This is a genomic window from Bacteroides sp. (genome assembly GCF_030151085.1).
GTDB lineage: Bacteria > Bacteroidota > Bacteroidia > Bacteroidales > Bacteroidaceae > Bacteroides.
In genome coordinates this window covers 1-21,778 of sequence record NZ_JASLER010000081.1, presented here as the reverse complement: position 1 = coordinate 21,778, position 21,778 = coordinate 1, and the positions used below count along the sequence as shown (strand labels likewise).

The window sequence follows — 21,778 nt, the reverse complement described above, 5'->3', positions numbered from 1 at the left end:
TATGCAGTCAGATATACCCAGTATAGTTAATCGGTTATTCACCGTTTCCGGCAAACTCCATCAAGTATGCTTTTACGAACTCATCTATCTTACCATCCATGACGCCATTCACGTCACTAGTCTGGTAGTTAGTACGGTGGTCTTTTACGCGACGGTCGTCAAATACGTAGCTTCGTATCTGCGAGCCCCATTCAATCTTCTTCTTATTGGCTTCTACTTTAGCCTGTTCGGCCATACGATGTTGAAGCTCCTTGTCGTATAAGATAGAGCGTAATTGGCGCATTGCATTCTCGCGGTTCTTGGGTTGGTCGCGTGTTTCGGTGTTCTCAACCAAGATTTCTTCTTCTTCACCCGTATAAGGGTCTTTGAACTGATAGCGCAAACGTACACCGGATTCTACCTTATTTACATTCTGACCACCGGCTCCACTGGAACGGAAAGTGTCCCATGAGATATTGGCAACTTTGATATCTACTTCGATAGTATCATCAACCAAAGGAGTGACGAATACAGAAGCAAAAGAAGTCATACGCTTACCTTGGGCATTATAAGGAGATACACGCACCAAACGGTGTACTCCATTCTCGCCTTTCAGATAACCATATACGTAATCACCGGACATTTCGATGGTACAAGTTTTGATACCGGCCTCGTCTCCTTCCTGTAAGTTGGAGATGACTGCTTTGTAACCATGTGTTTCTGCATAACGCAGATACATACGCATCAGCATATTTGCCCAGTCCTGACTTTCCGTGCCACCAGCACCGGAATTGATTTTCAAGACGCAGTCCATCTGGTCGGCTTCATCCCGAAGCATGTTCTTGAGTTCGAGCGCTTCGACAGCAGCAGAAGCTTTGGCAAAAGTATCATCCACTTCTTCTTCAGTTACCAGTTCGTCTTTATAAAAGTCGAAAGCCAGTTCCAGCTCATCCGCCAATGTTTTCACTTCATTATAGCCGGCAATCCATTGCTGCAAACCCTTTACTTTCTTCATCTGAGCTTCGGCAACTTTCTGATCGTCCCAAAAGCCGGGAGCCTGGGTGCGAAGTTGTTCTTCTTCTACCTGTATTTTCTTTCCTTCGATGTCCAGATAGCGGTTCAGCGCCTCGGTACGTTCTTTAATATCTTTCAGTTGTTCAACGGTAATCATACGTCAAATTACGGTTTTTATAAATATACTCTTTGAAATTTCGAGTTGCAAAGGTATGAAAAAAACGCATAATCCAGCAGTAATCAACTCAATAAGTATGCAATTGCTTTATTCTTCAAAAGTCAACATCCCAAAGAAACCGGGACAATGGAACATAGGTCGCTCCAAGTTAATGGGACTCCAAGAAAGGAAATGAGGCGTTTGCAGTTTATCACCACATTTATAGAAGTTCCCTTTCATCTTTTTCCCATTGAATGAGTTCAACGAATGCTTGAAGAAAGCAGTAACAGGAATGACCATGGTTAACTCCCAACTACATTCACCGATACGTTCTTCAAAAGGTTTATTGCCTAATGAACTCCAACGCTTCACCATAGCCAATACTTCCGGGCTGGCCATCGGGCGAGGCTCGTTCACTACACCTCCTTGAATTAACAGATTACCAATACAATTGCACTCAAAGTTATAGTAAGAGTTGTCACCATCCGGAGAGACGAAGAACTCTACACAAGCATCTTCCCATACACGTCCGTTATCTTTGTCGGCAACGGCACGTATACTGGCTTCTTTTACTTTGTAGTGGAGCAGAATTTCTTTACCCGTATGCGCTATTCGGAAACTGACTTCCGGTTTGTACGGATATTCTTTCCAATTCACTACATCAATAGGATGAAACGCTATGTTGTTTGCATCCAGCAATGCAGGCACAGCCTCACCTTCCGGTGAAGCTGTACACACTATTTTCTTTATAACTAAGCTCTTTGTCTCCTGAGCATTACTACAAGGCAGTCCTATTATAAGAAAGACAAAGAACAGAAAAAACTTATTCATACAACATTGCATTATACGCCAACTTATTATTTTTCGTTGAAGCTTGATCGGCTGCCACAACATCCCATCCGGATACTACATCTCCGTAAAGATAGAAAGTGACGTCAAAAGTCGTCTTGCTATTATCATCTACCACTTGATAGCAACGGGTTGCATCATAAGAATCCACCTCCTTATATTCACCCAAAGAAAGCGGTGCGAGTTCTTCTTTACCGGCAGCTTTAGCTATAATCTGCTGCATACGTTCTTGTATCAGCTGCATAATGCCTTCGTGCTTGAAAGGATCAATCTCCGCAACTTTCGGGTAGGTTGCTTTTATGACACCGCCATTGGCAGCACGCACTGTTCGCATGCTATCCGTATAAGCCTTAAATTGTTGTCTTACTTCGGGAGAACGAAGACCTAACATCGTAAATACGGCGATACCTTGTGCTCCACTATTGAATGCTGCATCCATACACTCGAACATCTTCGGGCCATCGGTAGCAGTCATACCACAATAAAGAGTAGTCATATCATTCTTGTCGCGTGCATTTTCAACCGTACAATCGGAAATGAAGCTTACATCTCCTGTATAGAAAGTATGGTAAACCATGGGGAATACGATGTCCAGGTTCCAATTACCCCAGTCCTGGCGTACCATACGTGAAGCCATCTTCGGTGTAGGGAATGGAGAAGCTGCCATGGTCTTGCCGTATGAATGCACAGTCTCAGCAATCATATTTGCCACCTCTGAAATCTGGTCGCAACGGAACTGACGCCATTTCACATCGAGAGAAGGATCTTCTTGTTCGCGCGGATCATAGCCGTATTCTGCCTGGAACTTCTTGATCATTTCAGGATGATAACCATAATCCCATGCCGGATATTCACGGTCTTGTACAATGCCATAATTAGGCCACAAGGTAGTAGGCAGCACTACATCGACAAAGCGATGGTAGTCGATAGCGATTCCGTTCAGACCTTCCACCTCGCAATAGGCTTTGATCTTATCCTTGATAAACTCACGTACTTCGGGCAAAGCAGGACAAAGGAATTTATAATATCCCACGTATGCCGTTGTATCCACCAGACTCTTGCCATTACGGTTTACGCTGAACCAATCGGGGTGTTCTTTCAGAATTCGATCACGATCGTGTTCCAGGTTCATTGTCCAAAGCCAGGCATAGACTTCAATGCCATGTTTGTGGGCGATAGGTATGGCAACCCGATAATCGTCGGGAGTAGGCGCATTCAGCATGATTCCATCCATACCGATATCGTTCATTACCTGACAAATAGAATCGAAATTCATACCGGGACGATAATCAAGCCACGTCCAAAACATAGGGAACTCTTTAACAGCTTCCTTTTTGGGCTGGCACGCAAAAAGTCCCAGCATCAAACACATCAGTACAAATACTGATAATAGGTTCTTCTTCATAATATCTATCTAAATTTTAAGTTTAATATGCATTTTTTCCAGCACCCAAGTAACACCAATCACTACAAAAGCGAAACAGATGCAGTTAATTATTCCCATAAAGCCATGAGTAAACCAATCCGGAAGTACGTAACCCGTAACATCGGCAAAGCCATAGAACACGTATGGAATCAGATAAGTAGTCAGTGTAGCTGTACCGGCAGGCTTTATTAATTTGAACCATCCCGTTATCTGATGACTGACCAAATAACTCAATACACCATAAGTAGCTACTGAAATTGCTATGACATAGAATACCCAGGGAGGTGTTCCACCCATCTTGGCAACAATCCAGAAATGGTGCGAAAGAATACCGAGTAGTAAAATTCCCGCAGCAACTATCCACGAAGTGCGCAACTTCCATAAATCACTCTTACCTGCATAACGTGCACTGAGAATAGAAAGCAAAACGCCCCCCATTGTAAATGCCGGTAAAGCCCCGTTGCCTATATGCAAAGCACCCAGCATACCACTAAGAAAGTTCCATTCTGGAAAATCAAGAATGGCAGTACCGCCAAATTGCTCGCGTAACGGTGTAGTCAGCAGACAAATCAGGATAAAGATGATCCAGATAGGTAGCAAATACTTTAAACGGTCACGAGTCAGATAATAGGTAACGGCACACACCAGATAAGTCCAACCGATAGCTCCCAAAATACCTCCGGAAAAGCCGAATACCCCTCCCTTAGGGTTGCGGAAGGTGAAAGCCAGATAAAGCAGTGCCAGTACACCTATAATCTTACAAGCCAGGAAGAGGTTCTTTTGCATCTTTGACTTCGTTCGCGGATATTGATTCCACACTCCGATAAATCCTACCGCCATTATAAACCAATAGACACCGATAGGATAGCATACCTCAGGAGAAAGACGATATTCCGAATTCGTAATGAAGGCTCCCATTACCAATAAGGCAAAAGTACGCGAAAGGATATGTCCTAATGTCGATTCCGCCGAATATCCTTTGGAATATCGGCCTTCTATGGCGTATGGTATAGACATACCTACCGCAAAGAGAAAACAAGGAAATACAATGTCTGCCAATCCCATGAAATCTTCTCCGTAAGCTGCATGCTCCAACCAATGAGGGACATCGTGTACCTTCCAAAAATCATTCACAAAGATCATGGTAAACATGGTCAATGCACGTAGCATATCTATCGCAAGATTGCGACGTGAATAAATGTTTGTATCGCTCATAACTTTCTCTATTTTTAGAATTCAGATATCAACATCAGCCAGCGTGCAGCCGATGAGCCCCACACTTCTTTGTAAGTAGCCGTGTTGAACTGCGGCCAGTAGGGTGAGTCTTCATTGAAATAAGACTGCATACCTACGGGGATTTCTCCCACCATCTCGCCCGGCAGAGCGGTATATTGCTGCGGATAGTTGCTGCCTTCTCCGTAAATCATTGATTGACCGAAAGGATTCTTACCTACCACCCAGAATAGTTGTTGCTCAGCAATGTCTTTCAGATCTTTATCTTTCAGGATCTTGGCACAAATAGCAGCTGCTTTTCCGGTAGAAAGATGTACTGCAATGTTTCCTTTGAACGAGAACCAAGCCGGAAATATACGTAGATAGTGTTCCTTATCCAGACGAATGCCATTTTCCAACTGTTCTTTATAATCTTCTTCCGCACCGCTACGAATACCTACCTGGACGGCATAAAAGTTAACTGAGTCTTTCACTTCATCTTTATGATAAACTCCGCTAGGTACCATTCCATAAGGGTAAACATGCTGCATGATGTTCTTCAGATAATCGCCATATAACTTCATCGAATGAATCCATTGATTATATTCGGCATGATTAGGCTGTGTTTCGCACAATGCTGCTAATGCTTCCATATAGGCATAGTCACGTGACTGGTGGGTATAGTGAACAATAGACTTCTTAGCTAAGTCGCGATAGAAGAAACCACAAGTCTTATTCTTGTCTTTCAATGGTTCGGTACGTTGGCACTGCAAAGTATAACGAATGGCTTTCACAGCCTCATCGGCATACTGCTGTTCCCCTGTAAGTTGGTAAAGCATACTAGCAGCCCAAGATATATTGGCATGATACTGGCTTTCGGATGCCATACCGGCATGTCCGCCACCCTTCTTTATTAATTCGGCAAAACCCAATTTGTTGAAGCGCGCCATGGCATAACCGAAGTCTTCCTGAGCAATCTTCTTCAGGTTATTTTTGAGGGCAATATCGTTTTCAACCATCATAGAAGTATAAGCTTCTATTCCTGCGAGCAGGAAGTTCTCCAAAGCTCCGTTATGAACAAGCATTTCACGGCGTCCGGCATCGTCAATGGTACCCAGTACTCCATCAGTCCAAAGGTTAGTTCCCCAAGTTTGCGCACGATAGCCATCACCTAAACGGGTTTTCAGGATAAAGTCAATGCCCCAAAGAGCTTCTTCCATCAGACGATTATAGAGGTCGGTATTTCCTTTTTCCTTCGCACGTTTAGCCATAGAAAGTAAGGAGTAGGATATTTCTCCTGTCTGCAAAGTTTGCTGAGACATATCGGCAGCATCGTGCCATCCTCCGTTTATAGGCATCACTTTACCATTGTAGTTGACATGCAAGTCAGTATGGCAAGCACCATGCTTTCCGGGAACAGGATAACCACAACGTTCGCAGAACAGGAAGTTGACCATGCGCCAAGCAGAATCATCCCATACATCTTTATGTATATAGAAGGGGAAAGTAGTAACATCGCCTACCTGAATCACATACTTGCCTTGTGTCTTGAAGTTAGAGAAATCAATCGTTTCAAACTCTCCCAATCCGGTTTTCTCTTTATTAATAGGTCCGGTGAAGACAATAGCTTGTGTATCGGCATCTTTTAATTGGAATTGTCCGCTATGATTTTCCACATTAACGATAGCAGTTTTAGGACTTTCGAGACTGTAACCGGTAGTTGAGAAGATGATACGGTTCTGAGCAGGCATCCAGCCTTTCACCGTTTCGGGGTTTTCTATTTTCTGAAGCTCTACCGCATCCACATCAAAGCGAAGAGAATCTCCCATAGTGCTCTCTTTACCAAAGATCTCGATAGCAAAAGATATTTTAGTCACTTTATCACGAGCCAAGCCGGACATCTCAACGAAACATTCGTTCCATTGATCGTTCTTCAGATTTATTTCATGATAACCTTCACGTCCGTATTTATCGGGAACTTTGATTTCACCGTCATTCTCGACATAAAGATTCAAGTAGATGCTGCGTGCACCTTCACAAGTAGGGTAAATATAGAATTTCAGTCGATTGTAGCCTTCCCAATTGGCGCCACCAACATCGTAAGAGGCCATACAAGTGCCGCGTCCCAATCCCCAGTCAAGGATTCCTTCAGGAGCTGTTTCAGACACCAAACGCAGACTATGTTTACCGGACTTACTTCTTTCGGTAGTCAAACCTATTTTGCCGATACCTTTGTGTGACCATTTGGAGAAGTCCTCCATATCGCACAACATAGCTGATTCAAGTACTTTCTTTTTCAATCCGAATGTTTCGAAGGCTTTTGTTTCGTCAAGTGGCAGTGGGCTGTGTACATAGCCGGTATTTATTATATCGGCTTTCAACTTTTTGTCGACTTGGGCATGAAGTAGAACTGTCGGGGCACAAAGCAAACCGGACAGTAAACAGAAATATTTAATGATGTGCTTCATAGAAAAAATGATTAAAAGGGTGTATCAGGATAGTCCTCTTTATATTTCTACAAATATAAAGCATATTCTTGATACGCCCTCGAGTTAAGTTAAAATGATTCTATTAAGTGTTTTCTCTTTTTCATATTAGCTAATGCTGATATATCATCAGGAATCAAAGGGTAAAAACTTGCATTATAATTTCTTTTATAAATAGAAAAATAAAAAATATTAATGACTAATTACGGGGTACTTGGGTAGTGATTTGGGTCGCATATTCTCTGCCAATACGATAAGTTTCCCCATAGACTGTTGTAACACCAACAGAAAGTTCGGAGAGTACTGGACTTCCAAAAATAACAGTTGCAGAATTATCTTTAGTACTAATGAGTACCATTCCAGCAGTTGCCCAATGATTACAACTTACAATCGGATGATTCCCACCAACGTGTATCACGTATCTGTCAACACCAAAATGCTTTACTTCATCAGGATAATCAATAAAATAACCTTTAAAGAATGGAGGATATAAAACTGCAATAGCACTTTTGTCTCCATTGCTAAATCCAGACCATTGATATTCAGCTGTTCCACCATTCATTACAGAATAGGGATCTGAATCAGGAGATATACCAACATGTTTGGCTTCAGATTCACCTAATGATTTCCAATTCGTATGTCTTAAGCCAAAACAATGTCCTAGTTCATGAACCATATTGTATATTTTCTGAAGTCGTGGAATTGTTTTGTTAAAATTATAATCCAAATTTATCCTGATAGAAGATCCCGGTTTTCCGTTCATTGGCCAAGCACCAGCTGCAATCACATTGTCAGGCAAAAGATTGCCGACATCACTACGGATAAGTATATCTGGGTTAACTGCTGTCGTATAAGTCATTTTAAGATTACTGAGAGGATTCCATAAGTTGATAGCTTCCTGTATTTCCTCCCGCCAGTTATCTACACCTGATGTAGGTATCGAATTATCAACTCCCACAGTAATAGATCTTTGTTTAGGATGACCAATCAAGCCAGTGGTATGATAAGCCTGTCTCGTCTGTACCTGATTACTAGTAGAAAGGCTATTCTTCTCAATCAATATATCGCCTTGAATAAGATATCCTGATTTCAGTTTAATTAGATCTAAAGTATCAAATCCAAGAGCTTGGATTGCACGCATATCATCTTCGGTTGAGATGAGTTGTTGTTCTTCAGATTCAACAGCTTCCAATTCATTATTACAAGCGGTTGTAAGTACTAAAAGCATAGAATAGCATAATACCAATAAGCTATTCAAAATATATCTTGTGTTCATAATACTTAAATATTGAATTAAATGGAAACATAGCATAAGGAGAAGTGTGAAAATACTTCACAGACTTCTCCTTATTTTCCTTATCAAAGATTATTCTTTTTAGAATACTTTTACCAGCTAACGTCTATAAAACAATGCTGTTTTAAAAGTTCGATTTGTTAATGTCCCAAAATACGCGAGTACCAGCATTATCAGGGCCACCCAATTTTGATACAGCATCCGCATAGTCGGGATTAGTGGTTTTCTCAGACAACGTAAAAGGCAGACGGCGAGGTCCTATGTTTGTATCTATTTCACCTTGACTGTAGTTCACATCATTCTTGAATAACTTAGGATAGCCTGTACGACGATAGTCGGCCCAACCATTAATACCTTCGGGGAAGATAGCAATCCAACGTTGAGTGGCAATCTTAGCAAATTTATCTTCGTTGCTCAGGGCATCGTCCCATTTGGCTGTTACCTTACTAACAGCTTCTGTTGAAGCATCCGGTAGCAAAGCGTCCACATGATTAGCTGCGGCAGTTGTGCCATCCAAATAAGTGCCTATACCTGCACCCCATTGCTCAAATGAAATCTGAACACCTTTTTCATAAAGATCTTTTGCCGAGCCTTTACCGTTTACATTCCAACCACGCAAAGCAGCTTCAGCCTCTAACAAGATAGTTTCACCGGCAGTGACCAAAGGAATGGTCTCATTTATATTCGTAACAGGAGCACTTACTTTACTCATATTGTCATCCTTAAAACCATCAGGAATCGCAACACCGGTTCTGAAGCCTACTACTTTGTCACTCACTTTATTCGCCATTTTTTCAAGACGAGCATCTTTCATACCACCAAGAATGGAGGTCATATTAGCATTGAGACAACAGTCCCCCCATGCTATCAAAGTAGTCAACGGATTAGTATATCCCTTACCCGAGAATTTCAAGTTGGCATCGTTCGTTTCAATCAGACCGTTAGAATCGCTCATGGCAGCTTCTGCTTCAGCCTGTGCCCAAGCAGCATCAAACTTCACTACCCGCATAGCTAAACGTAAGCGCAACGAGTTACACAACTTAGCCCACTTAGCAAGATCGCCATCGTAAGCAAGATCAAATGGTCCAAAACCTACCACAGGTTTAGTCATGGCTGTACGCAATGCATCTGCAGCCACTTTCAGCTCAGCAAAGAAAGCTTTATAAGCCACATCACCAGCATCATACTTACCACCTATTGCCGACTTTCCGTATTCAGAATAGATTATACAACCATACTGGTCAGTTGTGCGCGACATAGCGAGCACACGAATAATAGAGTTGATAGCGTTGAAGTGAGCGTAGGTTTCGGGATCTTCGGCACACTTATTCTGTGCCTTCAGACATTCGGTCATTACTTTACCGTAAGCGTAGTCCCAACAATAGTCGTTCCAGCTTGCAACCATCGAATAAGTCATATTGTTAATATTTCCTGCAAATGGATTGACACTGGCCATATAACCTGAAAACATATCTCCATTCAAGTTCTGTGTTAACTGGTATTCCCAATTGCCACCACTAGTGTTGTAGTATACAGACTTCATCATAGGCACAAAATGAGCACCTATATAGTTACCATCTTGTTTCAGTTCTTCATCCGTAACCCCTTTGGGATCCGTATTCATGTTTTCAAAAGCTCCAGTACAAGCTGTAAGAAAAGAAACCGCCACTAAAGCGACACTTGTATATTTAATTAATTTCTTCATATTTGCTAAGTCATTTAAAAGTTAACCTTCAAGTTGAAACCAAACGAACGATTAGTCGGCATACCGAACACATCAACACCTTGTAAACGGTTGCTGGTAGACATCAGACCATCTGGATCGTATGGAGCATTATTCTTAAAGAAGAATAGATTGCGTCCTATAAACGATATTTGCAGTCCCTTAATGAAACCGGTCTTTGCAAGCAGCGACTGTGGTAATGTGTAAGCGATTGATAACTCACGCAGACGGATATTGGTAGCATCATACATATACTGATCGGTCACACCAGAACGTCCACCTACTATCTTGTAGTATTCCTGAATATTTTGATTATTTTTACCACCTGAAATCTTGCGTCCTTCCAGCATTATATATCCACGATCGCGAGCATCTCCCGACGCTTTGCTCACACCATACTGATCAAGGTCAGCCTCTGTCAACGACATTACATCACCGCCAAACCGTCCATCAATCAAGAAATAAAGAGAAAAGTCTTTCCAAGTAATGGTGTTACTCCAACCGAGATTGAAATCAGGATTAGAATTGCCTAATTTTACGGGATCCTTGTTAACCAACGGCATTCTTTCGTCGTCTTCTTGGTTATCTTTTTTGGGCGCATACTGTATCTGACCATTATCGTCGCGCTTAAACGTAGTTCCGTAAATATCACCGAAGGAACCACCTACTTCCAGATAACTCCACACATAGTTACTTTCACCACCGTTGAACAAAAAACGGTCAAGACCTTCTACCAATTCAAGAGCTTTATTCTTGTTGGTTGCAAAATTAAAGCCAGTCTTCCAACGGAAGTTGTTGGTCATCACCGGAGTTGCATTCAACATGATTTCAACACCCTGATTTTGGATTTCACCTGCATTCACATAGTAACGTTCGTATGCCGAACCTGAGGGGGCAGGCAAATTAAAGAGTTGATCTTTTGTATTAGTCTTATAGTAAGTGAAGTCAAACTCCAAACGGCTATTGAAAAAGCGCCATTCAGTACCGAATTCTATGGAAGTAGTTCTTTCCGGTTTCAGTTCGTCAAACGGGGCGGTGGTATTAAAGTTTACATTACCGTTTTTGCTAATTGAATTAAGTGGATGAGAGATATATTCACTCAAACCGTTACCTACTTGCGACCATGCACCACGAATCTTACCTAAATCAATCCACTCGGGGAGTTTCAGTGTCTCGTTAAGCAACCAAGTCAGACCTATAGATGGATAGAAGAATCCTTTGTCTTTATACTTAGTGTAAGCAAGCGTGGAAGTCCAGTCATTACGAGCGGTAACGTCCAAATAAAGTTGATCCATAAAGCCTACCTGACCAGTGAAGAATACAGATTGCGACTGCGTGTGAGTCTTCCAATCGTCGGGAAGTCCTCCGTTCACATCTACATTTCCCATAACAAATACATTCGGGATGGAAAGCGTACCGGGATAAGAATCAAAGCCAGTGCCTCTTCCTGTATAATCAGTAACACTACCACCAACTGATGCGTTCACACTAAACTTCTTGAATTGCTGTTGATAAGTGAACAAAACATCTCCGTAAGTATTGAGTTTAGTCTCTTCACCATAAATGTAGCGGCCATTAACACCTGCCAAGATAGAGCCAGTACCTGCATACATGTGGGTTTCGTTCTTGTCACTGACAAAGTCTGCGCTACCACGAGCCTGTAAGCTGAAAAGATCGTTGAACTTATATTTCAAACTCAAGTTGAACATGGCACGATAACGGACATCTTCGTTGGGAGTTTTGTTAACCAACCAGTAGGGATTTTGCTCAAAGTCGCCACCACCACTAGCATTCTGATACCAGTTTTGGTCCATCATATTACGAGCCGGATTGAGGCTTTGATAGTTATCCCTGTAGTAATAGAAGTCGTTGCCGCCTTCCACTCCACCGCGTGGGAAATGATAGAGACCTACCAATGGATTCAAGTAGTAACCACCGGAAGTAACACGGTTGTTACCACGCTGGTACATACCGTTTATATTAGCGTCGACAGTCAACTTATTATTCAAGAAGTTGGCAGTTTCACGGAAGTTGAGGTTATGCTTTACCAAGCTGTTGTTGTCTACTACACCTTTTCCATAAGTATTGGCATACGAGAAATAAGTCTGCATAGCCTCGGAACCCATACTCATAGAGAGAGAGTTAATAGTGGTTACACCAGATCTGAAGAATTCGTCGGCATAATCGGGGCTACCGTTGATTTTGCCACCCCAGCTCTGTCCAGTACCTGTGTAATGGTTTTGGAATTCAGGAATACCATAGGCTGCATTATCAATCGTTGTACTTGAGTTGAAAGTAATACTGGCACGTCCTTCTTTACCTTTCTTAGTAGTGATAATTACCACACCATTGGCAGCCGAGCTACCATAAAGAGCAGCGGCAGCAGGGCCCTTCAAGATATTCATGCTCTCGATATCATCGGGGTTCAAGTTGGAGATACCGTCACCACGGTCGTAGTTACCACTATCATTGTCACCACCGATGGTAGTTGAAGTGTTTTCGTTAGCTGATGAACCGAACGGCACACCGTCTATCACGTACAGAGGTTGATTGCTTCCGCTTACCGAACGGTTACCACGGATAACTACCTTAGAAGAACCGCCCAAACCGGATGAACTCTTATTGATTTGCACACCTGCGGTCTTACCTGCCAATGCGTTCATCATGTTGGGGTCTTTGGCGCGTGTCAGTTCGTCACCGTTCACCACCTGAGTAGAATAGGTTAATGATTTCTCTTTTTTAGCGATACCGAGGGCAGTAACTACTACTTCGTCCAGCAATTCTGTATCGCTCTTTAAAATAACTTTGATGAAACCCGGAGTGATAGGAACTTCTTGGGTCATCATGCCTACGTAAGATATTTGCAATGTGGTGGCATTTTTCGGCGCATCTGCAATTACAAAGTTTCCTTCCAAATCGGTAACTATACCGCTGGTTGTTCCTTTTACTAAGACTGAAGCTCCAATAATGGGTTCATTGTCCTCAGCTGAAATAACAATACCTTTAATGGGGGAATTTTGGGCAGTTACCCAGCCGATGGTTGCTATTAAGCAAACCAAAGTTAGAATAATTCTCTTTTTCATAAGATGTTTCTTGGGGAAATAAAATATTAGATTAAATGTTAAGTTAATAAACAGATTTTAGTTAATCTGTACTTTCGATTGGCTAGCAGGATTAACTGTCAATCTGATGCATTTTTCTTGGTATGCTTCATAGGCTATTATTAAATTACGGTTAATACTCAAACTTATTTTAGATTCTCTCTAATTCAGCTGATTTATTTCAAGGCTTCATATATAAAACAGGGCACATGGGCACAACCCTATCGAAAAAAGGAGATTTATTTGCTAATAAAAGTTAATGAGTAAAATTGATTAAAGAAAAGGATATCACATTTCCCTCAAACACATTCGTGCCGGGCTTAACAATTAAAAGCGCGAACCTCCCGGCCCGCGCTTTCCTTTTGTTAACTTTAATATTAAATGCAGGATAATTTCCTTCACTTAATTTCTTTCAGTCCTTTCAGCGACTCCTTGGTGGCTTCTTTCAGACTGATAGCCACTCCACCGCTGGGAGCAAGCTTTTGTTTCAATACGCTTTTACCGGTTACGATGACTTTGCGAATTTGATAACTCTGCGGATTGGCATCCCAATCGGCATCACGACCGTCTTCGTAAATGGTGGCGATGTATTTCTTGCCTGCCGTCAGATAATTAAAAGGAATGATGGCAGTGCGTGCGTTCTCATCGGTTATGGCTCCAATAAACCATTCGTCACGATCCTTAGCCTGGCGGGCAACGGTGATGTAATCACCCGGTTCAGCTTCCAGATAATGACTATCCGCCCAGTCTACGGGGACATCCTTAATGAACTGGAAGGCATCCATAAAGCGGCGATAGTTGGAAGGCAGGTCAGCCGCCATCTGTATGGGACTGGGCATGGTGAGATACAAGGCAAGTTGTTTCACCAAGGTGGTGTGTACACGCTCCGACTTCTTACCGTCGCCGTAGTAACTGAGACGGGTTTCGAAGATACCGGGAGTATAGTCCATCGGTCCGCCTTTCAAGCGGGTGAAAGGCAAGATGGTAGTATGATCTGGATCATTGCCGCCCATCGACTCGAACTCTCCACCGCGGGCAGACTCCTGCGCAAGCCAGTTGGGATACGTGCGGCAAAGCCCTGTGGGGCGCACTGCTTCATGGCTGTCTATCATAATCTTGTAATCGGCGGCACGCTTCACTACGTAGATGTAGTGATTGTTCATCCATTGAGAGGAATGGTACTCGTTGCGAGGAATAATATAGCCTACATAACCGGTCTTTACGGAGTTATAACCGTTATCTACCATGTACTGAAAAGCCTCATCCAACTGGCGTTCGTAGTCGGCAGCATTGGCGGCGGTTTCGTGGTGCATGATGATGCGCACACCTTTGGAGGCGGCATAGCGTTGCAACTCTTTTACATCGAAATCGGGATAGGGTTTGTTGAAAAGGAATTGGCGGTCTTTGCGATACGATGCCCAGTCTTCCCAGCCTTCGTTCCAACCTTCGACGAGAACGCCGTCGATACCGTTTTCTGAAGCAAAGTCGATGTATTCTTTGACGTGGGCTGTATGGGCGGGATGGTGTCCGTTGGGGGTGAGCTTGGTGTAATCGGTTACACCGGGTTTGGCTTTGTAATAATCGCTATAAGCCCATGTCTTGCCATCGCCGGTGAACATCTCCCACCATACGCCGATAAATTTCTGAGGTTTAATCCAGGAAGTATCCGTAAAACGACAAGGTTCATTCAGGTTCAATATCAGTTGGGAGGCAAGGATGTCGCGGGCATCGTCACTGACAATGACAGTACGCCAAGGTGTGTGGAAGGGCAATTGCAGATAACCTTTCTTTCCCAGTTTGTCGGGAGTGAGGTGAGCGCTCAGGCGGAAATTTTGGTCATCTACATTGAGCAGCATGCCGGCATAATCCACCAAAGCGGCCTCATGTATATTGATATAGAGTCCGTCAGAGGATTTCATCATAAGAGGAGTTTGCACGGTAAAGCCAGTTGCCCGGGACTCGTAACCTTTCTTGCGCAGATTGGCTTTCATACCTTCTTTGATATCCGATAACAGAGCCGTGGTGTAGGCAAACTCATTGGTATCGTAATCGCCGGGGATACAGAAGGTCTTGTGATTTCCAGTCAGATTGAACTCGGTACACTCATCGGAGACAATGAGATAGTTCATGGTTCTCTGTTCGGGCAGTTCGTAACGGAAGCCAAGTCCGTCATTGTAGAGACGGAAACGGAGTAACAGAGTGCGGGCGTGGTTATCCTTTTGTGTCAGGGTTACCGCCAATTCGTTGTACTGGTTGCGTATGTGGCTGTATTCGCCCCATACGGGTGCCCAGGTTTCATCAAATGAGGAAGTTTGGGCATCGGTTTGGGTGAAGTTGCCCGAAAGGGAAGCTTCTTCCGTCTCCAGCCCCAGTTTGCTGGTGGTAATAACAGGCTTGCCTTTGTAAGCAAGCTGATAGGTGGGAGTACCCTTGTCCAACCCGACGTTCAGCGTCAGATTGCCATCGGGTGAGGTAAGTTGTTGGGCAGATGCTTGCGAGGCTATGCCCAGCAACAGTGCGATCAGTGCAGTTCGAATGATTTTCATATTAAGTCATTGGTTTTATTTATATTTCAAGATGGTTTATGAGAACTCAGACATTGATACATATTCATCGCAGAATGTTGTTTACAAAAGTTTTTATAGAGAAATCAGTCCTATAGAGAACCCTATTCAGTCGTATAGTGAATAGGGTTCAGTCCTATACTGAATGCCATTCAGTCGTATACTTATTGTAGTACTCTTTTTAACTACTGAGCATCAAGCTATTAGGCATATACATTCTGCCATTAACAAATCAGGACAAAAGTATCACTGGATTTCCAGTTATCTTTTTAATCAATCTGCTAATATTTGAGTATTCTATATTCGTAAGGAGCCAATGATAGTGATTCGGCAAGTGCCTCACTTCCATTTGTGTATAGATTGGTACAAGCATGTTTTTTCCATGCTTCAGGCAACGTAACGATCTGATTGCTATCACGCACATTGATTACGACCAGAATGCGCTGCCCGTCGGCTTCTTTCTCGAAGCTGAAAACATCACAACCGGAATATGTCTTCAATTCGCCTTTACGAATGGCGGGATATTCGTTGTAGAGCTTCATCAAGGTTTCGTACTCACGGCGCAGAGCGGAGTTGACAGACCAATCTATAGGGCAGTAATGGAAGAAGTCGATACGCTCGCGATGCCCCACCTCTTGCGAACTATAGATCAATGCTCCTCCATGCAGATAGGAGGAGATTACGAAAGCTGCGATTGAGCCACGATCTCCACCAAATTCCCGGATAGGAGACATCTTGACCGATTCGTCGTGATTGGTTGTAAAGCGAAGCTTTCTCTTTCCGGCAGGAATAGAATCATACTCGGCACGGTCTATATCAATGAGCGTAGTGACACAACTATCTTTCAGGAAAACCCTACGGATGCCTTCAAGGAAGTTCCAAGCATAGTCCATATCAAAACCGGCGGCGAAATGATCTTTTCTCTTTCCTTCGGCAAGCATCAGCAACGGACGCTCCGAACGGGTACGAAGAGAATCTAATGCCTGTTTCCAGAAGTCATACGGAACAAAGTCGGCTGCATCACAACGAAAACCGTCGATACCCACACTATCTACCCAGAAGGTCATGGCATCTATCATGGCAAGTCGCATGTCGGGATTATCGAAGTTCAAATCGGCCACGTCTTTCCAACCAGTACCTGCGGGAAAGACAACGTTACCCGCCTCGTCTTGTGTGTACCAGTCTTTGTGAGCCATCCAGGCATTGTCCCACGAAGTGTGGTTTGCCACCCAGTCCATAATGACACTCATTCCTTTCTCGTGACACTGACCAACCAATTGCTTGAACTCTTGCATCGTGCCAAACTCGGGATTGACGCCTTTGTAGTCCTTCACGCAATAAGGGGAGTTAACCGATTTCTCCTTCCCTACTTCATTGATAGGCATAAACCATACTACATTCACGCCCATACGGCGGATAGAGTCCAGGTAGTTTCCTACTGCATTGAAAGAAGCATTAGGAGCAAATACACGTGGGTTGACCTGATACATTACCACATCTTCGGGGGCAGGCAATGTATAAATTGTTGCATTGTCGTGCGGCTTATTGCCGCATGCACAAAGCAAGGAAAAAAGTCCTATTGAAAACAGTATATTCTTAATCTGCATAGTGTGTTAGTTATTAGTTCAATGTATGAATGCAATGAGTCACATCAACACATTCTGTTTATTGCTTTTCCCAAATATAATACTGATATGCTTCCAATGTCAGTGCTGCCGATAGCGTCGTAACCTCGTTGTTCAGCAAGTTCTTCACCTTATCGCCAGTACGTTCTATGGGCACTTTTATGGTTTGGGGTTCGTTGCTGGTATTTACCACGACGAACAGCCCTTTTTCTCCGGCAGTGTGATAGAGAGAAGCTACCTTACCCGTTTCGTATGTCTTGAGTGCCCCACCCCGCAATGTTGCCGATACTTTATAAACTTTCATCAGTTGCTTGTATTCATTGAGACAAGCAGGGTTTGAATTCCAGTCCATAAGTTGATATCCAAAGAAGGAAAGAGGCTGTGAATAGCCTATCTCTTGTGAACTGTAGATAAGTGGAACTCCATCGAGCATTGTAGCCAATACAAAGGCAGCCATTGCACCACGCTCATTCTTATAAGTCTGCAACGGAGAATGTTCAGAAGCTAAATCATGGTTGGTGGTGTAGCGCAAGCGTTGTTTACCTGCGGGTACGCCTTGATACTCCTGCCGATGCACTTCGTACAGTGCAGACAATGCCGCCTTTCCGGCAAAAACATCTTGCAATTTTGGTATGAGACTCCAACCGTAGACTATATCAAAACCATCGGCATACAAGGCCGCTTTTCCACCTTCGGCAAGCATCAGGAGATCATCGTCTTTAATCGTTTTCAACTCCTTGATGACTTGTTTCCAAAAGTCATCGGGCACACCTTCGGCATAGTCGCAACGGTAACCGTCTATATTGGCTGTCTGTACCCAGTACTTCATGGCTTCTATCATTGCGGAACGCATGTCGGCACTGCTATAATCAAGGTCGGCTACATCCGCCCACCCCATACCTTCGGGGGAGATGATGTTTCCGCCGGCATCGCGGGTGTACCACGATTTATTCTGAATCCAGGCATTGTCCCATGAAGTATGGTTTGCCACCCAGTCAAGCAGTACACGCATACCCTTACCATGTGCTTTGGTAACCAGTGACTTCAAGTCATCCAGCGTACCGTAATCGGCATTCAGTTTCTTATAATCTTTAATACAATAGGGAGAACCGATGGCATTCTTCACACCTTGTTCATAAACAGGCATCAGCCACAGTACATTGACGCCTAAATCGTGAATCTCGTCCAGTCGTGCCGAGATAGCGTTCAGGGCATTGGTACGGGCAAAGACTTTGGGATTGGCCTCGTAGATCACCATTTCATTGCCTGCTTCGGTAGGCAACGGCACATCGGGTTCACTACCGGAGTTGCTGCTGCACCCCGTAAAGAGGTGCAGTAACAATGCGGGAAGTATCACTTGGATATAGGTTCTAAACTTTATCATGCTATTCATTTATTAGCGGTTTCTTCTTATTACTCCGGCTTCGGTGCATTGGGGTCTACTTCTTCGGCACCCGATTCGGAGATACGGTAGTAGAAATCACGATCCACCGTAACATTAGGCCCATCGAATTGCTTGCCATGATTGTTGTTATTGAAGATCAGGTTGATATTCAGCCCGGTAGTAGCTTCACCGAGGTCAAAGTACTTGTAGGAGACTCCTTTCATCGTCTTCGTACCCGTTACTTGAATACCTGGCCATGCTCCGGCAAACTCTGCATCTCCCCAACCGTAGAGAGCTATCTCGTCCCATCCGGTATTATCTTCTACATAGACTGTGAAACCGGTATAAGTGCTCGGCACAACTTCATCGCAGCTGGTATCCGTGAGGTAGTAATAGTAATCGCGATTCAAAGTAACTTTAGGACCATCGAATTGCTTGCCACCATTGTTATTATTGAATATAAGATTGACTTCCAAGCCTTTGTTTGCCTCGCCCGTATCGAAATACTTGTAGGTAACCTTGCCTATCTTCTGCGTTCCAGTAACTTGCATTCCGGGCCAGCCACCGGCAAACTCTGCATCACCCCAGCCATAGAGTGCCAATCCTTCCCAACTCGTATGATCTTCTACATAGACCACATAACCGTCATGTTTTACTTCACCCGGTTCTTCAACAAAATAGGCTGCCCATCGGGATACCATGACATTGGTACGAGTACCAATACCTACATTGAGTACATGAGACACGTCTTCGTTTTTCACCGTACGCTCCATGCCTTGTTTGTCCGATACAAAGTAGAAACCGTCGGCAAGTGTCTTACCACCTTTAAAGGTGGCAGGCGACAGGTAGATGCCCCACTTTACATCGCTATTGGCAGCTTTCTCCAACTGCCACTCCGTTTGTCCTACAGCCTCTTCACCATCATTGAAGGCACCGGCTATATAGATTTTCTCATCTGCCTTGGTGCCCTGAGGCATTATTACTTCGAGCAATATGGCATCTTGCTTCAGTTCAAATTGCGGCAATTCATGGTCGAACACAATTTCTTCTTTGCTGTCACAACTGCCCAGCAATGCCAGTAAGGGCATCAACAGCAGTAAGGATAGAATATTTTTCTTCATGGATAATCGGGATTAGAGTTATTTATAATTAGGATTCTGTACCAGTCCCTTGTTTACCAGCAATGCCGATGAAGGTAACGGATACCACTCATACTTGCGGTCACGGGTGGCAGGTAGCTGCTTGCCGTCTTCGGTTGCACGACCAAAGAACCACCATTGACCTTGGGTAAACTTATCGAAACGGCGCAGGTCGGTACGGCGGCGGCGACCTTCGGAGAAGAACTCAAGTCCCCACTGGCTCAACATCCAATCCATATCGAAAGCAGTGAAGCCACGTCCGGGTTCATCTTTTACCTTCGCCCAGTCAGAAGCCGAGAAATAGCGCTGGCGCACACTGTTCACCAGTTCTTTAGCACCGTTGGCATCGCCGGCACGCATCTTGCATTCGGCAAGCATGTAAACAACTTCGCTCAGACGGAACTCTACTTCGTCAATATCCTGGAAGTCAATGCCCATTGATTCGGGATAAACGGGATATTTCACCAATCGCACACCCGAGGTGGTCTCGCCCCAACGGGGTGACATAACAGTTTCAAGATTACGACCCTTGTTCATGAACGTACCTACCTGATCTACGTAAACAATGGGTTGTCCGTCACGGTCGGCATCGGCTTTCACAGCGTCACCTTTGCCATAGTTGGCTTTCAGGGCACCTTTCAGGAATATACCTTTGTAGTTGCCTGCCTTCTCGTCGAAGACGTAGTTCTGCTTGCGGATATCACGATTGTCATAACGTTCGTACACAGCACCCAGCTTATCATTGTAGGGAGCATCGAGGAAGCACTTCGGATTGTCGGTACCACCCGTAGCAAGCACGTTGCCGGAGTTGTCGAACGAAGGAGTCAGACAAACGCAGTTCCACGGACTCTGCTGATAAGTGCCGTTGAAGTAATCCCATATATTATAAGGTAGGAAAGGCATGTCGCGCATCCATCCCCCATTAAGCTGACCTACCTCGTAAGCAAACGCCATCACTACTTCGGAGCAGTCGATGTTATTGATCGAGTAAATATTCCGATAATCGTTAGCTATGGAGTAAGTACCATACTTATTATCCAGAATCTCCTGACAAAGGGTGGCACACTCGCTGTAATGATTCTCCTTAATAAACACTTCGGAGTTGAGTAGCAGACGGGCTTTAACCATGCGGTTCACAGCCTGATTCATGCGGTTCACGTTGTTCTTGGTGAGATCATTAACGCAAGCATCAAGTTCGCTGGAGATAAAGTTGTATATCTTCTTGCAACTGGTATCGAAATCAGGGTCGGCACTGGGAGGAACATCCGTACCGGTAGAGATATTCAGCGGCAAAGCACCACCCCAAATCTCAAAGATGTTATAGTAAGCCCATGCACGGAGGGTTCGTACTTCACCGATGTAAGCTTTCATCTTCTCGTCGGTCATTTTCAGGGAGGAAGCGTTGAGCGATTCCAAGTCGGTAATCAATGTATTACAAAGACCGATAGTACTCCATGCCGTCTCCCAAGTTGTACGAATGATTTTGGAATCAGGTGTCCAGTTCTGAGTAGAGAGCACAAACTTCTCAGCCTCATCGTATCCCCACAAGCCCCCGTTCCACGAGCGCCATGCCACCTGGTCGGCAGAGAATTCCTGGAGGTACCAGAAGTATTCAATATAACTCTTCGTTCCCACCTCGTAGATGGAAGCTACAGCGCCTTTCACACTATTCTCGTCTTGATAATATATCTTGGAGTCTACTCTGTCAAAGACCTCTTCTTCCAGATCGAAGCAGGACGACAAAGAGAAACTCAGTAAGGCCAGCAACAGCCAATTATATTTTATGTATTTCATATATTCTTGTTATTGAATGATTCGACATCTT

Annotated in this window: 13 protein-coding genes; all 13 read right to left on the bottom strand. The window is 43.9% G+C overall.

The genetic code is table 11. The features are described 5' to 3' along the window. Positions 1-34: 34 nt before the first annotated feature. The 13 genes from prfB to Q1W14_RS16190 all read right to left on the bottom strand — a co-directional run bounded on the left by prfB (position 35) and on the right by Q1W14_RS16190 (position 21,747). Complete coding sequence (gene prfB, locus Q1W14_RS16250) at positions 35-1,150, bottom strand: peptide chain release factor 2 (protein ID WP_300703289.1); 1,116 nt, start codon at positions 1,148-1,150, stop codon at positions 35-37. A 108-nt stretch (positions 1,151-1,258) separates the two neighbouring features. Then, positions 1,259-1,981: a carbohydrate-binding family 9-like protein gene (locus tag Q1W14_RS16245; RefSeq protein ID WP_300703286.1), complete on the bottom strand. Its 723-nt coding sequence runs from the start codon at positions 1,979-1,981 to the stop codon at positions 1,259-1,261. Beyond that, positions 1,974-3,404, bottom strand: coding sequence for a family 10 glycosylhydrolase (locus tag Q1W14_RS16240; RefSeq protein ID WP_300703284.1), 1,431 nt, complete (start codon positions 3,402-3,404; stop codon positions 1,974-1,976). The genes Q1W14_RS16245 and Q1W14_RS16240 overlap by 8 nt, the downstream gene beginning before the upstream one ends. A gap of 9 nt (positions 3,405-3,413) precedes the next feature. After that, the gene (locus Q1W14_RS16235) at positions 3,414-4,640 is read right to left on the bottom strand and encodes a DUF5009 domain-containing protein (protein WP_300703282.1); all 1,227 of its coding nucleotides are present in this window, start codon (positions 4,638-4,640) and stop codon (positions 3,414-3,416) included. A 14-nt stretch (positions 4,641-4,654) separates the two neighbouring features. Next, positions 4,655-7,105, bottom strand: a complete 2,451-nt coding sequence (locus Q1W14_RS16230; protein ID WP_300703280.1) for a glycoside hydrolase family 9 protein — start codon at positions 7,103-7,105, stop codon at positions 4,655-4,657. A 217-nt stretch (positions 7,106-7,322) separates the two neighbouring features. Then, the gene (locus Q1W14_RS16225; protein ID WP_300703277.1) at positions 7,323-8,399 is read right to left on the bottom strand and encodes a M57 family metalloprotease; all 1,077 of its coding nucleotides are present in this window, start codon (positions 8,397-8,399) and stop codon (positions 7,323-7,325) included. A gap of 142 nt (positions 8,400-8,541) precedes the next feature. Beyond that, positions 8,542-10,122, bottom strand: coding sequence for a SusD/RagB family nutrient-binding outer membrane lipoprotein (locus Q1W14_RS16220; RefSeq protein WP_300703276.1), 1,581 nt, complete (start codon positions 10,120-10,122; stop codon positions 8,542-8,544). Positions 10,123-10,136: 14 nt separating this feature from the next. Next, positions 10,137-13,223 (bottom strand): SusC/RagA family TonB-linked outer membrane protein, encoded by a 3,087-nt coding sequence (locus tag Q1W14_RS16215; RefSeq protein WP_300703274.1) that lies wholly within the window; start codon positions 13,221-13,223, stop codon positions 10,137-10,139. Positions 13,224-13,639: 416 nt separating this feature from the next. Continuing rightward, entirely contained in the window at positions 13,640-15,787 is a 2,148-nt protein-coding gene (locus Q1W14_RS16210) for a glycoside hydrolase family 97 protein (RefSeq protein WP_300703272.1), read from the bottom strand. A gap of 299 nt (positions 15,788-16,086) precedes the next feature. After that, positions 16,087-17,412, bottom strand: coding sequence for an alpha-amylase family glycosyl hydrolase (locus tag Q1W14_RS16205; protein ID WP_300703270.1), 1,326 nt, complete (start codon positions 17,410-17,412; stop codon positions 16,087-16,089). Between the two features lie 58 nt (positions 17,413-17,470). After that, entirely contained in the window at positions 17,471-18,814 is a 1,344-nt protein-coding gene (locus Q1W14_RS16200; protein ID WP_300703268.1) for an alpha-amylase family glycosyl hydrolase, read from the bottom strand. 29 nt (positions 18,815-18,843) lie between these two features. After that, the gene (locus Q1W14_RS16195) at positions 18,844-19,935 is read right to left on the bottom strand and encodes a starch-binding protein (RefSeq protein WP_300703266.1); all 1,092 of its coding nucleotides are present in this window, start codon (positions 19,933-19,935) and stop codon (positions 18,844-18,846) included. An 18-nt stretch (positions 19,936-19,953) separates the two neighbouring features. After that, positions 19,954-21,747 carry a RagB/SusD family nutrient uptake outer membrane protein gene (locus Q1W14_RS16190; protein WP_300703264.1) on the bottom strand — a complete coding sequence of 598 codons (1,794 nt, stop codon included), beginning with the start codon at positions 21,745-21,747 and terminating at the stop codon, positions 19,954-19,956. Positions 21,748-21,778: the final 31 nt, after the last annotated feature.